This is a genomic window from Rhodococcus sp. 05-2256-B1, assembly GCF_002258465.1.
GTDB classification, from domain to species: Bacteria; Actinomycetota; Actinomycetes; order Mycobacteriales; family Mycobacteriaceae; genus Rhodococcoides; species Rhodococcoides fascians.
Window position 1 is genome coordinate 164,661 of record NZ_NOZA01000033.1, and the last position, 11,921, is coordinate 176,581.

The 11,921-nt window shown below is 62.6% G+C and carries 15 protein-coding genes; 6 read left to right on the top strand and 9 right to left on the bottom strand.

Features of this window, described 5'->3' with window-relative positions; genetic code table 11:
- Window positions 1–10 precede the first annotated feature (10 nt).
- Both CH285_RS22920 and CH285_RS22925 read right to left on the bottom strand, forming a co-directional pair.
- Window positions 11–730: an ABC transporter ATP-binding protein gene (locus tag CH285_RS22920; RefSeq protein WP_094643731.1), complete on the bottom strand. Its 720-nt coding sequence runs from the start codon at window positions 728–730 to the stop codon at window positions 11–13.
- A 3-nt stretch (window positions 731–733) separates the two neighbouring features.
- The gene (locus CH285_RS22925; RefSeq protein ID WP_094643732.1) at window positions 734–1,585 is read right to left on the bottom strand and encodes an ABC transporter permease; all 852 of its coding nucleotides are present in this window, start codon (window positions 1,583–1,585) and stop codon (window positions 734–736) included.
- A gap of 116 nt (window positions 1,586–1,701) precedes the next feature.
- Between CH285_RS22925 and CH285_RS22930 the strand changes: the two genes are divergently transcribed.
- Window positions 1,702–2,232, top strand: coding sequence for a GNAT family N-acetyltransferase (locus tag CH285_RS22930; RefSeq protein ID WP_094643772.1), 531 nt, complete (start codon window positions 1,702–1,704; stop codon window positions 2,230–2,232).
- Between the two features lie 116 nt (window positions 2,233–2,348).
- Complete coding sequence (locus tag CH285_RS22935) at window positions 2,349–3,416, top strand: ParB/Srx family N-terminal domain-containing protein (RefSeq protein WP_176458640.1); 1,068 nt, start codon at window positions 2,349–2,351, stop codon at window positions 3,414–3,416.
- Between the two features lie 29 nt (window positions 3,417–3,445).
- Here the strand turns inward: CH285_RS22935 and CH285_RS22940 are convergent, their stop codons facing one another.
- Window positions 3,446–4,102 carry a DedA family protein gene (locus tag CH285_RS22940; RefSeq protein ID WP_094643733.1) on the bottom strand — a complete coding sequence of 219 codons (657 nt, stop codon included), beginning with the start codon at window positions 4,100–4,102 and terminating at the stop codon, window positions 3,446–3,448.
- A 171-nt stretch (window positions 4,103–4,273) separates the two neighbouring features.
- On the opposite strand from CH285_RS22940, the gene CH285_RS22945 reads away from it, so the two are divergent.
- Both CH285_RS22945 and CH285_RS22950 read left to right on the top strand, forming a co-directional pair.
- Window positions 4,274–5,494, top strand: a complete 1,221-nt coding sequence (locus tag CH285_RS22945) for a sensor histidine kinase (protein WP_255032343.1) — start codon at window positions 4,274–4,276, stop codon at window positions 5,492–5,494.
- Window positions 5,485–6,129, top strand: coding sequence for a response regulator (locus tag CH285_RS22950; RefSeq protein WP_094643735.1), 645 nt, complete (start codon window positions 5,485–5,487; stop codon window positions 6,127–6,129). The genes CH285_RS22945 and CH285_RS22950 overlap by 10 nt, the downstream gene beginning before the upstream one ends.
- 9 nt (window positions 6,130–6,138) lie before the next feature.
- Here CH285_RS22950 and CH285_RS22955 read toward each other — a convergent pair whose 3' ends face one another.
- The 4 genes from CH285_RS22955 to CH285_RS22970 are packed head-to-tail and all read right to left on the bottom strand — an operon-like array spanning window position 6,139 to window position 8,875.
- Window positions 6,139–6,795 carry a nitroreductase family protein gene (locus CH285_RS22955; RefSeq protein ID WP_094643774.1) on the bottom strand — a complete coding sequence of 219 codons (657 nt, stop codon included), beginning with the start codon at window positions 6,793–6,795 and terminating at the stop codon, window positions 6,139–6,141.
- Window positions 6,796–6,802: 7 nt separating this feature from the next.
- Window positions 6,803–7,789: an alpha/beta fold hydrolase gene (locus tag CH285_RS22960; protein ID WP_094643736.1), complete on the bottom strand. Its 987-nt coding sequence runs from the start codon at window positions 7,787–7,789 to the stop codon at window positions 6,803–6,805.
- A gap of 12 nt (window positions 7,790–7,801) precedes the next feature.
- Complete coding sequence (locus CH285_RS22965; protein WP_255032345.1) at window positions 7,802–8,221, bottom strand: EVE domain-containing protein; 420 nt, start codon at window positions 8,219–8,221, stop codon at window positions 7,802–7,804.
- Window positions 8,222–8,242: 21 nt separating this feature from the next.
- Window positions 8,243–8,875 carry an isochorismatase family protein gene (locus CH285_RS22970; protein ID WP_094643737.1) on the bottom strand — a complete coding sequence of 211 codons (633 nt, stop codon included), beginning with the start codon at window positions 8,873–8,875 and terminating at the stop codon, window positions 8,243–8,245.
- 126 nt (window positions 8,876–9,001) lie between these two features.
- Between CH285_RS22970 and CH285_RS22975 the strand changes: the two genes are divergently transcribed.
- Entirely contained in the window at window positions 9,002–9,982 is a 981-nt protein-coding gene (locus tag CH285_RS22975) for a GlxA family transcriptional regulator (protein WP_094643738.1), read from the top strand.
- Complete coding sequence (locus tag CH285_RS22980; RefSeq protein WP_176458642.1) at window positions 9,979–10,809, top strand: adenylate/guanylate cyclase domain-containing protein; 831 nt, start codon at window positions 9,979–9,981, stop codon at window positions 10,807–10,809. Before CH285_RS22975 ends, CH285_RS22980 begins: the two co-directional genes overlap by 4 nt.
- A gap of 178 nt (window positions 10,810–10,987) precedes the next feature.
- Here the strand turns inward: CH285_RS22980 and CH285_RS22985 are convergent, their stop codons facing one another.
- Both CH285_RS22985 and CH285_RS22990 read right to left on the bottom strand, forming a co-directional pair.
- Window positions 10,988–11,284, bottom strand: a complete 297-nt coding sequence (locus CH285_RS22985) for a colicin immunity domain-containing protein (protein ID WP_141215039.1) — start codon at window positions 11,282–11,284, stop codon at window positions 10,988–10,990.
- Between the two features lie 68 nt (window positions 11,285–11,352).
- Complete coding sequence (locus CH285_RS22990) at window positions 11,353–11,652, bottom strand: colicin immunity domain-containing protein (RefSeq protein ID WP_141215040.1); 300 nt, start codon at window positions 11,650–11,652, stop codon at window positions 11,353–11,355.
- Window positions 11,653–11,921: the final 269 nt, after the last annotated feature.

Consider the following 11,921-nt stretch of genomic DNA (forward strand, 5'->3'; position numbering starts at 1 on the left):
AATGGACCGGTCAGTGAACTCCGAGAGCTCCGAGTAGGTGGTGACGAATCCGAGAGAAGCCGGGTGTTCCCCGGTCGCGGGGACGAGGCAGGTCGACGGTGACAGTGTCCGAGACTTCGCCGTTCTCGAGCACCACCACCCTGTCCCCCAATGCAATTGCCTCGTCAACGTCATGGGTGACCAGGAGGATGCCGAACCCGTGCCGTCCCCACAGATCGAGCAGGAGCGACTGCATGGTCAGCCGAGTGAGGGCGTCGAGCGCGCCGAACGGTTCGTCGAGCAGCAGCAGTTCGGGCTCCCCCACCAACGCCCGCGCCAGCGCGGCGCGCTGGGCTTGACCACCGGACAGCGTGAGCGGCCACGCGTCCCGCTTCTCGGCCAGCCCCACCTCGTCGAGGGTGGCGTCCGCGGCGACCAACGCATCATTACCCGTCACGCCTGCGGTGTTCAGTCCGTAGGACACGTTCTGACGCACCGTCCGCCACGGAAACAGGTGGGGTTCCTGGAAGGCCACCGCCGGATTCCCTGCGACGTGCCGCTCCCCAGTGTGATCCGTCGACAGGCCGGCCAGGACGCGCAGGATCGTCGACTTTCCGGAACCGGAGCGTCCGACCAACGAGACGATCTCGCCCCGCTCGATGGACAGGTCGACGCCCTTCAACACGTGACTGGATCCGTAGAACTTGTCGATCCCGTGCAGGGCGGCGACGGACGTCGTCGTCGTTGTCATGAATCAAGCATCCAATCGGTATCGCAGGGCGCGCTTTTCGAGAATCCGGACGATGCCGTCGGTGGAGATTCCCATCAGGGCGTAGATGACGAGTCCGAAGATGATGGTGTCCAAGCGCAGGAAGTCTCGCGCATTGTTGATGACGTAACCGAGCCCGGATTCGGCGTTGATCTGCTCGGCCACGATCAACGACAGCCACGCGATGGCCAACGACTGCCGGAGCCCCACCAACAGTTGAGGAGCGATACTCGGCAGGATGATCGTGGTGAACCGCTGACGCCACGAGAACCCGAGTACGACGGCGGTGTCGAGGAAATCACGATCGATCTGGCGTATCGCCGAGAACGTGTTCAGGTACAAGGGAAATGCGACGCCCAGGGCGACCAACAGGATCTTGGGAGTCTCGCCGATCCCGAACCACAGAATGAACAGCGGGATCAGGCCGAGGTGCGGAATTGCGCGCAACATCTGCAGCGGCGGATCGACCGTTGCCTCGGCGAGCTTGGACAACCCGACCAGCGCACCGAGGGCCACGCCGATCAAACCGCCCAGAACGAGCCCCTGGACGACCCGGGTTCCGGAAATGGCGAGGGCCTCGGCCAATTCACCGGTGCGCAGCAGCTCCAGTCCCGCGTCGAAAATCAACGACGGTGCGGGAAGCACGCGTTCGGAGAGAACTCCTGCAGCGCTGGCGATCTGCCACAGGACAAGTAGCAAGACGGGAGAGAGAAAGCGTAGGACGGTCCACCGGTACCGCTGCCACACCGATTGTTTCGGTGAGGCGGGCGCAGGGTCGGTGTCGCTGACACGCAGGTGCACGGGTCCCGCGGGTGGGGCGTACGACGTGACGACCATGTTCACGTGCCTTCCGGTTGATGACGAGCAGGTTCGATTCACCACCATCGGTCACGATGGGGGTCCGGGAACAGGGTTCGAATCACCGTGAATCCAAGTCGGGCAGAATCGGACGCATGAACACCGCGCCCATTCACACCGAGCGCCTGACACTGCGTCTGTACGAACTCGACGACGCAGACAGGGTTCTCGCGTACTACAGCGATCCCGAAGTGTGCCGCTTCCTTCTGCACGAAGCGTGGACGAAGGCCGATGCTGTTGCAGCCGTAAGCAAACGGATGAAGCGATCCGGATTGAACACCCAGGCGCTCGCTATGGTCGTCGAACACGAGGGGACGGTGGTGGGCAATGTCGAGGCGTGGTTGGTGGACGGTTCCCCGGCTCTCGTCGAACTCGGGTGGACGTTCGACCCGGCCGTATCCGGTCGCGGCTACGCCACCGAGGCGGTGAACGGTTTGATCGACCACGTGTTCTCGCTACCCCAGATCCACCGAATCAGCGCACAGATGGACGGACGCAACGACGCCTCTGCCCGGTTGGCCGCGCGGGTCGGGATGCGTCAGGAAGCGCACTTCCGAGCGAACTGGTGGTGCAAGGGCGAATGGACCGACACCCTCGTGTACGCGATGTTGCGCGAGGATCGCTGACCGACGTGGCGCGTTCACCTCGTGACCACCTCTCGTTCGGTTCCTCGCCATCGGCCAGTGACCGGAGTGCGCCAGTCTCGGGACACTTCACTTCTCGACTCCTGGGAGTTTCACGAATGCGCACAATTCGTAGAGCAGCCTTGCTGGGCACGCTCGCGCTGGTCTCCGTCGTATCCACGTCGATGGGCAGTGTCGCTACCGCTGCGCCGGCACGGACCGCGTCGCCGCTCTGCCAGGTTGCAGATCTGCTCCCCAGCGGATCGTCATCTGGCCTCGGCTACCAATGTGCCGAAGCGGGTGAGCTTCTGGATTTGCCGATCGGTGATGTGCGCGCGACGCAACCCTCGCTTGGGTACGACGAGGTGTACTACAAGCTCGGTCGCTACACGCTCGGCAAAGACGAGATCAACAAGAAGTTCGACGACTGGTGCGAGGCCAACGGCCAGGAAGAGGCCGCCTCGGCATCGCCCGGTGCGCGGCTGGACAATCCGTCGTCGTTCACCTGCACTGTGCCCGTCGGCCAGGAAACGCCCGACACCATCGCACCCATGAAGACCGTTGTCATCGGGCCGGGCGGCGTGCCCTATCTGACCGACGGACACCACACGCTGACCTCGTTCTACGAAACGGCCGACGGTGGACCGAATCTGCACCTGCGTCTCCGGGTGGTGGCAAATCTCAGTGACCTGAGCACTGCCGACTTCTGGGCTCGAATGAAAGCCGAGAAGTGGGTGTGGAACTACGACGTCGACGGCAACGAGGTTCCGGTGGAACAGCTTCCGTCAGGAGTCGGTTTTGCGAAGTTCCAAAACGACAAGTACCGGAGCCTGATGTACTTCGCTCGCGATATCGGCTTCACCCCCGGCACCATCCCCTTCCAGGAATTCTATTGGGGTGCATGGGTTCGTGACTCCGGAGCGGTGGACATCAGCGGTTGGGACAGCAAGAACCTGGCGAGCTACCTGAACACCGTCGCGTCGGTATCGCGCGCTCAGGTCGCGGCCCCGAAAGACGCTGTGATCGACAGTGGCCGCACCGCAGCGGAACTCGGTGCCCTGGACGCCTGGAACGACGGAAAAGCAGCCACCAAGGGTGAATTCGGTAAGCTCTCGGCACCCTTCTCGGACGCCAAGCCCGGCAAACTCGCCTACGCCTTGCAATACAAGTCGGGACTGCCCCGGTAGGTGCAGGTCGAGTCGCCGGGCCGTCGTTCTTACAGGGCGGCCTGGCGGCGAGACCGCACCCGCAGGGCAACGAAGACTACGGCAGCAATGGCCACCGTCACGACGACGATCTTCTGCAGGATTTCCGCATACGCGTCGACCAGGTGCCAGTTCTCGCCCAGCTGATATCCCGCGGTGACAAAAATGGTGTTCCAGATCAGACTGCCGATCGTGGTGAGTAGCAGGAACTTCGCCATTCCCATCCGCTCGATCCCGGCCGGCAGGGAGATGAAGCTACGAAAGAGCGGGATCATTCGGCCGAGCAGCACCGCCTTCGAGCCATGCCTGGTGAACCACGCCTCCGAGCGGTCGAAGTCGCTGGCCCTGATCAGTGGAATGCGCGCTACCAATGCCCGCGTGCGCTCGCGTCCGATGATTGCACCCACCGCGTAGACGATCACCGCGCCCAGCACCGAGCCGAGAGTCGTCCAGAGGAGCGCGGCACCGAAGGAGAACACTCCCTGACTGGCCGAGAACCCGGCAAGTGGGAGAACGAGCTCGCTCGGAATCGGCGGGAACAGATTGTCGGCACCGACGACCACGGCTGCGCCGGGGCCACCGAGTGCATCCATGACTCCCACCGCCCAGCCTGCCAGCCCGTCGAGAGTCTCGGTTTCTGCTGCTGCGGTAATCAATATGTCGGACATAGCAATTCCCCTGTTCGTCGGTGTTTCCTGTCGTGAAGGACGCTGAAAACGCTACGAACTTCGTGAATGCGGGGCATCGAGGAATGCCGTCGCCTCTCGCCGGGCAAACCGCATGAAAATCCTGTGGTTTACCGCAGTATCAGCGGGCATTTGTGCGGCTACGCTGCTGGAGTGCTGGCTAACCGTGGCGTGTACCCAACCGGGCAGGCGGATCGTGCGTCGATCGGCTCACTGCTGCGGCGTTGGCTCACGGCACTGTCCGGAGTTCTGCTGGGTAGCGTCACCGCGGTGGCAGCGCTGCTGTTCTCTGTGATGACGTCACTCGCCCTCGTTCTGGCGCGCATCCTCGGTCGACGAGGGTGGCCTGTGCAGAGGGCAGTAGACGCCAGCGCATTGTCGTTCTCGGAGTTCGAGATTCGACGCATCAGCCGATTCCACGGCGCGCTGCGCACGGACGCGCTGACCCCACTACGCTGCCGCATGTATCTCGGTCTGCGGTGGACGATCGGAATACTCGGGCTCGGCGTGGTTCTCCTGCTGACACTGTGCCTCGTCGTAGCGGGCTCGATGGTCTCGGCATGGATTTTCAGCGGCGACTGGGGCCTGATCGAAGAGTCCAACCGCGTCGACGGCGGACTCGTCGCGATGGCCGCGCTGCCCGGGATCCTGTTGATCTTCGTGGCCGCTGTCGGCGTCGCAGGGGTGGGATCGTTGGACCGCTGGTTTGCCGTTCACGTGCTCGGACGGCAGTCCGAGCGACTGTTGCAACAGCGGGTGGCCGAGCTGACGAGCAGCCGCGATCACGTGGTCGACGCCATCGACGACGAACGCCGTCGCATCGAGCGCGATCTGCACGACGGAGTGCAGCAGCACCTGGTTGCACTGGGGATGCTGGTCGGCCGGGCTCGCCGCGCGGACGATCCTGCGAAGGTGCACGAACTCCTCGGCCAAGCCCAAGTCGCATCGCAGGGAGCAATCGATGAGCTACGCGAGGTTGCCAACCGGGTGTATCCGATCGCGCTCGACAAGGACGGCCTGCGCGCAGCACTCGAAGCACTGGCCGAGCGGTCCGGTGTGCCCGTCCGACTCTCGTACGAACTGACGGAGAGGTTGCGCCCCGCTGTGGAAACAGTCGTCTACTTCGTCATCTCGGAGGCGGTGACCAACGCAGCCAAACATGCCTCCCCGACATCGTTGGAGGTCAACGTCACTCGGCAGAAGTTCGATCGCGTACTGGCAATTATCACCGACGACGGGGCCGGCGGTGCCGATCCGTCCGGTACCGGGTTGTCCGGACTGGCGCGCCGCGTCGCTGCGATGGATGGCACCCTCACCGTGGACAGCCCGGTCGGCGGCCCGACCGTCGTGACTGCGAGCGTCCCATGCGCGTGATCGTCGCGGAGGACTCGACGTTGCTGCGTGAGGGTCTGGTGCGTCTGCTCGTCGACGAAGGCCACGACGTGATCGCGTCTGTGGGCGACGCCGACGCGCTTCTGGTTGCCGTGGAACTGGATCGTCCCGACATCGTTGTCACCGACGTCCGTATGCCCCCAGGTCACAGCGACGAGGGCTTGCGGGCGGCACTGACCATCCGCGGTCGATGGCCGGAGGTGGCAGTACTCGTGCTCTCCCAGTACGTCGAAAACCGTTACGCAGCAGAGCTGATCAGTGGATCGGGTGGCAAGGTCGGATACCTGCTCAAGGACCGCGTCGCGCAAGTCGACGAGTTCCTGGACGCCCTCGACAGGGTGGCCGGCGGCGGAACTGCCTTCGACCCGGAGGTGGTGCGCCAGTTGCTCTCTCGCACCACCCGATCGAATCCCCTCGAACTACTCACGCCGCGCGAGCGCGATGTGCTCGAGCTGATGGCGCAAGGTCTCACCAATGCGCGCATTGCCACCGATCTCTATATCTCGGTGAGCTCAGTCGAGAAACACATCAACGCCGTGTTCGACAAACTCGGATTGGCGAACTCCACCGGCATGAGTCGACGGGTAATGGCGGTGGTTGCGTTCCTGCGCACGTAACCGATCCGACTACCAGCGATCGACGTGCAGCACCGTCTCGATGGGATCCCGCGGCGCGACCTTGAACGTCTCACCCGTGTAGTACGCCGTCGGAATCAACGCGCCCTGATGGAAGTCGTCGGGGATGCCGAGAAGCTCGGAGATCTCCGCCTCGCGAGCGAGATGAATTGTGGTCCAAGCCGTTCCGAGGCCACGTGCCCGTGCAGCCAGGGCGTAATTCCACACCGCGGGCAGCAGGGAGCCCCACAGACCGGCCTGGTTTCCGGCCGGGAGCGTCTTACCTGCTTGGATGCACGGGATCAGCAGCACGGGAACTTCACCCATGTGCTCGCCGAGCCATCCCGCGCTGTCGCCGACTCGCTTCTGCACCGAGGCGCGTTCCGGATCGTCCGCAAACAAAGCCGACGCGGAATGCTTCGACGCCTGATACGCGGCGAACAGCTCGCCGTAGATCGCGCCGATCCGGGCGCGAAGATCGGGATCGGTGACGACGATCCACTGCCAACCCTGCTTGTTCGACCCAGAAGGGGCCTGCAGCGCGATCTCGAGACATTCCTTGATCAGTTCCATCGGAACCGGCCGCGTCAGGTCGAGACGCTTGCGGACGGTGCGCGTCGTGGTCAGCAGTTCGTCGGGAGTCAAGTCGGCAATCGGGAAAGAAGTCACCTCACGATCATGCACCATTCGGCCTCTGCAGGGCCCGGTTGATTAATTCCTCGTTCGCAGCGTCCCAGCGCGCCGCCATCGACATTCCCCCATGCCCGTCGCCCTCATCGATGATCAGTGTCGACCCGGGCCAACGTCGATGCAGAAGCCACGGTGTGACTGCCGGTCCTGAGATGCCCTTTCGGCCGTGGATCAGGACTCCTGGGATGTCCACCAGACCGTCGGCACGTGCAAGCAAGGGCGGATTACAGAACCCGTCGTGCGACCAGTAATGCGCGGTCAGCCGCGCGAAGGCCAGCCGGAACCGGTCGTCGTCCCAGCGCGGATTACGCCGAGCACCATTGGTACCGATCGAGATGTGCACGTCCTCCCACAGCGCCCACTCCCGAGATGCACTGTCCCGCAATTGCACATCAGGTGAGTTGAACAGACGGTCGTACGCGTCGACTATGCGACTCTCACCTAGTCGATAGCCGACGCCCGACTGCTCCGCGAAGCTAGCGAAGCGATCCCACGCTTCCGGGAAGACCGCACCGACTCCTTCGGTGATCCAGTCGACCTCCGCGCGGCTGGTCGTCGTGACAGAGACGAGGACGATGCCGAGAACCCTTGTCGGATGTGCGAGAGCGTAGGCCAGAGCGAGAGTCGAACCCCAGGATGCGCCGTTGACGATCCACGCCTCGACGCCCAGGTGCTCACGCAAGGCCTCGATGTCGGCGATCAGATGATCAGTGGTGTTGGTAGTCAACGACGTCGAGGGATCGGATGCATGTGGTGTAGAACGGCCGCACCCACGCTGCTCGAACCCGACTGCGCGAACACGAGACAGATCGAAGTGTCGTCGAAACTGACTGGAGTTCAAGGTCCCGCCTGGCCCACCGTGCAAGTAGACCGCTGGGACGCCGTCGGACGGGCCCCATTGCTCCCAGTAGATGCGTTGCCCGTCCCCGACATCTAGCATTCCGTGAAGTGCCGGCTCGTCTTCCGATGTCATCCCGCCATCACATCATTCGAGAGGCAACATCTGCCGGATCACTGCCCATGCGGACGCGTCGACCCAGGAGGGGTTGGCCTGCTGAGGCGATCGGAACACCTCGAGCATCGACAACTCCTCGATGCACTGGATGTCCGACGCAAGAATCGGCTCGTCGAACAGCATGATGTCCGTCGAGATCTTCCACTGCGGACCGGGTACTGGGGTGCCGGTCAATCGGCCCGCACCCCAGATCCCGCGTCGCGGGTGGCTACTGACCCAGAACAGCACGGGTTGACCGGGTTTCATCAAACGCGTTCGGTAGTTGTCGGCGACGCACCAGTTCTCGTGCGCACGTCCGGCTTCGATCATCGGCGCGAGATCGGTCTTGTGCGGATTGCACTTGATCACCCACGCACCGAGCGTCTGGTCCGTAATTGCCCGTGCCGTCACCGTCGCCATCGTAATTACGACTTAGGCAACCGCGTCGTTGCCCTGCGCTGCCGAGACCACCAGATTGTTTGCGGTCAGCTCGTTTCCGTTCTTGACGGCGTCGACCCACTGGTCGGTGGACGCCACTGCCGCGAAGTTCGACTGGTAGAGCACCATCAGTGCCTTGTGCAGTTGCTCGGCCGAGACGGTGCCCGCCTCGTTGGAGAGGTTGATCGCTCCGGTGGCGTCGGACAGGATCTCGACGGTCAGGTCCAGCGCTTCGGCGTCGGCGCTGGAGGCAAGGTCGCAGTTGTTCGTCATGTAGCCGACGATCGTGACGGTGTCGATGTTGTTGCTCTGCAACCACTTCGCGACACCGGTTCCAGCGAAGACGCTGCTGTACTGCTTCTCGACTCGCTCGAAGGAGGGCTGCACGACGGCCTGAATGTCGGGATGCAGCTCGTAGGTCGGGGTGCCCTTGACGAAAGCGGGCGAACCTTCGGGCATTTCGTGCTGAACGATCGCGACGGGCAGGTCTTGCGCCGCAGCGGCTTCGATGGCGCGGACGATATTGGCCAACGACTCGTCGCGCGGCGGGTACTGGATCTTCAGCACTCCCTCGAAGTACTCCTGCTGGACGTCGATGACGATGAGGGCTCTGCGTGGTGCGGTCATGGGTGTTCTCCTTGTAGCCGGCGTTCTCGGTCGATACCCATCGTTCGTCATCGACCTTGCGTCCACGAGTGGCACGGATGCATACTTTCGATTGATTTGCGCCAACGTTCTGGATCGGAGCCAACCATGCGAATAGCGCTCTATGTGTTCGACGGCATCACGATGTTTCACCTCGCCGCGCCGTTGATGGTGTTCGGCGAGGTGAATCGCCTCGGACTCGCCTCGGATTGGGAGACGCGAGTGTGGTCCGACGAACCAGGCTCGATCCGCACCGAGGAAGGGTTTCCCATCGGCGAGATCGCGGGTCCCAGCACCGTCGACTGGGCCGACATCGTCATCGTGACGTCGTGGCCGGAGTCGTTGCCGCGCATAGGCACTGATTTCTCCGACGCTCTCCGCGGAGCTCATGCCCGAGGCACAGCGATCGCGGGTTTGTGCCTCGGTTCGTTCGCCGTCGCAGACACCGGTTTGCTGGCCGGCCGCCCCGCCGTCACGCACTGGACCAAGATGACCGAACTGCGGGAGCGAAATGCACACGCCGGCGTCGACGAGTCGGTCCTCTACATCGACCACGGAGACGTGATGACCTCCGCGGGAACGGCATCGTCGATAGATTCCTGCCTGCACATCGTGCGCAAGCACCTCGGTTCGGCTGCCGCGACGCGGGTGGCCCGCAGTCTGGTGGTCGCACCCCATCGCGACGGTGGTCAGGCTCAATACATCGAACGGCCGGTCATCGAGGCATCAGGCGGTACCGCGATCGCCGACGTCCAGAGCTGGGCACTCGAGCGACTGGACGAGTCGTTGCCCATCGAGCGACTGGCCGATCATGCCCGCATGAGCCGACGCAGCTTCATCCGTCAGTTTCAGTTCGAGACGGGATCCACCCCGGCTCGGTGGGTGTTGATCAAACGGCTGGAGGAAGCTAGGAACCTACTGGAAACGACCGATCGCAGTATCGAGAACATCGCAGCACTGTGCGGATTCGGCAGCGCCGTCACGCTGCGTCAGAACTTTCGCTCGGCATTCGCGGTGACACCGACGGCTTATCGACGGCAATTCGCCGACGGTTGTGCGCCCGCAGAGGCCTTGGACAGGCAAGGATGAGCGACGTGATCCTGTGGATAGTTGCCGGAGTAGAGCTCGCCGCCATCGTTGCGCTCGGTGTCGTGTTGATTGTGTCGCGTCGCAAGCTGAAGCACACCCGCCGCGCACTCGACCGAGCTCTCGCAGAAACACAGCAGCGCCGTAAGCGACGCGGCCTGGTGCCCTTCGCCATCAGAACTGCCTTCCACACCACGGACCTACTCATCAACAAGGGCTTCGGCGCCACGGTTCGCAACTCCGTCGAGGACCTCGCGGGCTGGGCCAAGGTGGAACGCCCCGATCTGGCACGTATGACGGCGGACGGCGACATCGTGGTGATGTTCTCGGACATCGAAGGATCGACCGCACGCAACGAGGAACTGGGCGACCGCGGCTGGGTCAAGCTGCTCGAAAAGCACAACAAGCTGATCTGCAAGCACGTCGCCGATCACGGCGGGCATGTGGTGAAAAGTCAGGGCGACGGGTACATGCTTGCATTTTCCGATCCCGCTGGGGCCGTGCGCTGCGGGGTGAAAGTACAGGAAGCCCTGATGAGAAACCCGGATCGATGGGACCGCATCCGCGTACGCATGGGCGTACACGTCGGCAGTTCGGTGCGACGCGGAGACGACATCTTCGGACTCAACGTGGCCATGGCAGCGCGGGTCGCGGGACAGGCCGAGGGCGGCGAGATCCTGATCAGTGAACCTGTCCGCAACGCCATCAGCACGGTTCCCGATCTTCCCGTCGGTCTGCCCCGTGAAGTCGAATTGAAAGGGATGAGCGGAAGTTTCCAGTTGTATCCGATTGACGTGGCAACACCCGATCCGATGTTGGAACTCGAGTGACACTCTCCAGGTCGCTGTTCGCAGTTCCCCGTGTCAAGCCTCGGATGTGGAGAGCCTTCGCCTTCACATGACGCTTGACAGGCGACAACGGAATTGACGAGTCGCCGCCCGCCAACATCTACGAAGAGGACCAAGATCACTCGACGTTGATCTGCACTGGCGAAGTCGAAGAGCTGCATTACTCGGAGTCGAACAGTTTCTCGTAGGTCGCCGCCGCACGTTCCCTGAGCTGTTCGCCCGAAAGATCCCCCGGGCTATCACGCAGCACCGGATCCGAAACGTAATCATCTACATCGAAGAATAAATCCTCGAGAATTACGAACACATCACCCCGCACATGGACTTTGTCGTTGGTGAAAGTGTGGAGATATTTTGCCTCGAAGTCATCCGCCGACATCTCATCGTTCACAAATTTTCGGATAATCTCTCGGTATTGGCTCAGCATTGCATCGACCGATCTCTGATTCTCAGTCACTATTCATCCCTAGGACTTCCCTGTCAGAGCGCATCGCTGACTTGTACACGCGGTTCAGGAGATTGGCACTATCCTTCTCGACTCAACTGACGGAGCTTCTCCAACGCACCAGTCGCACAGCCCAGCAATTGACCTGCATCCAGATCGTCGTCGCCGCGCAACCTGTCCTCGGCGACGTAAGCGTCCACATCTCCGAACAGACCGTTGACTATCTCGGACACTTCCCTTTCGAGTGTCCCCGGAGTCCTCTTTACCAGCCTCAAATATTCCTGCTCGAAGACCTCGGCCGTGTCGCTTCCATCGACGAAATCCTCGATAATGGGTATAAATATCAAGGCCTGCTCGACCGCCCTCCCAATAGCACTCATCAGCACAGTCTCCCCTCGCTGGAAAACGACGCCATCTGCTCCTCCCTCACATCCCAGCCGGCTCGGCAGAAGTTGCACGAAACGTCCCGCTTCGTGCGCCTGCAAATTCAAGGAACTCTCGGGCGCTCAACAGCCTGGTCAGAGTCGGGACACGCGACCCGACCTGGTGTCGTCCGACCTCCCCCCGTCTGCCCCGCCACTGTTCGCCGGAAGGCGACGCCCATAGCCTTGGACGTCGTCCAAGCCCAGTCGGTTCCATCGAACTGCAG

What these genes read in the sequence shown, in the direction of transcription:
- CH285_RS22960 (WP_094643736.1), bottom strand. Translation starts at nt 7,789, where the DNA reads ATGACATCGGAAGACGAGCCGGCACTTCACGGAATGCTAGATGTCGGG.
- CH285_RS22970 (WP_094643737.1), bottom strand. Translation starts at nt 8,875, where the DNA reads ATGACCGCACCACGCAGAGCCCTCATCGTCATCGACGTCCAGCAGGAG.
- CH285_RS22920 (WP_094643731.1), bottom strand. Translation starts at nt 730, where the DNA reads ATGACAACGACGACGACGTCCGTCGCCGCCCTGCACGGGATCGACAAG.
- CH285_RS22935 (WP_176458640.1), top strand. Translation starts at nt 2,349, where the DNA reads ATGCGCACAATTCGTAGAGCAGCCTTGCTGGGCACGCTCGCGCTGGTC.
- CH285_RS22980 (WP_176458642.1), top strand. Translation starts at nt 9,979, where the DNA reads ATGAGCGACGTGATCCTGTGGATAGTTGCCGGAGTAGAGCTCGCCGCC.
- CH285_RS22950 (WP_094643735.1), top strand. Translation starts at nt 5,485, where the DNA reads ATGCGCGTGATCGTCGCGGAGGACTCGACGTTGCTGCGTGAGGGTCTG.
- CH285_RS22930 (WP_094643772.1), top strand. Translation starts at nt 1,702, where the DNA reads ATGAACACCGCGCCCATTCACACCGAGCGCCTGACACTGCGTCTGTAC.
- CH285_RS22975 (WP_094643738.1), top strand. Translation starts at nt 9,002, where the DNA reads ATGCGAATAGCGCTCTATGTGTTCGACGGCATCACGATGTTTCACCTC.
- CH285_RS22940 (WP_094643733.1), bottom strand. Translation starts at nt 4,102, where the DNA reads ATGTCCGACATATTGATTACCGCAGCAGCAGAAACCGAGACTCTCGAC.
- CH285_RS22925 (WP_094643732.1), bottom strand. Translation starts at nt 1,585, where the DNA reads ATGGTCGTCACGTCGTACGCCCCACCCGCGGGACCCGTGCACCTGCGT.
- CH285_RS22990 (WP_141215040.1), bottom strand. Translation starts at nt 11,652, where the DNA reads ATGAGTGCTATTGGGAGGGCGGTCGAGCAGGCCTTGATATTTATACCC.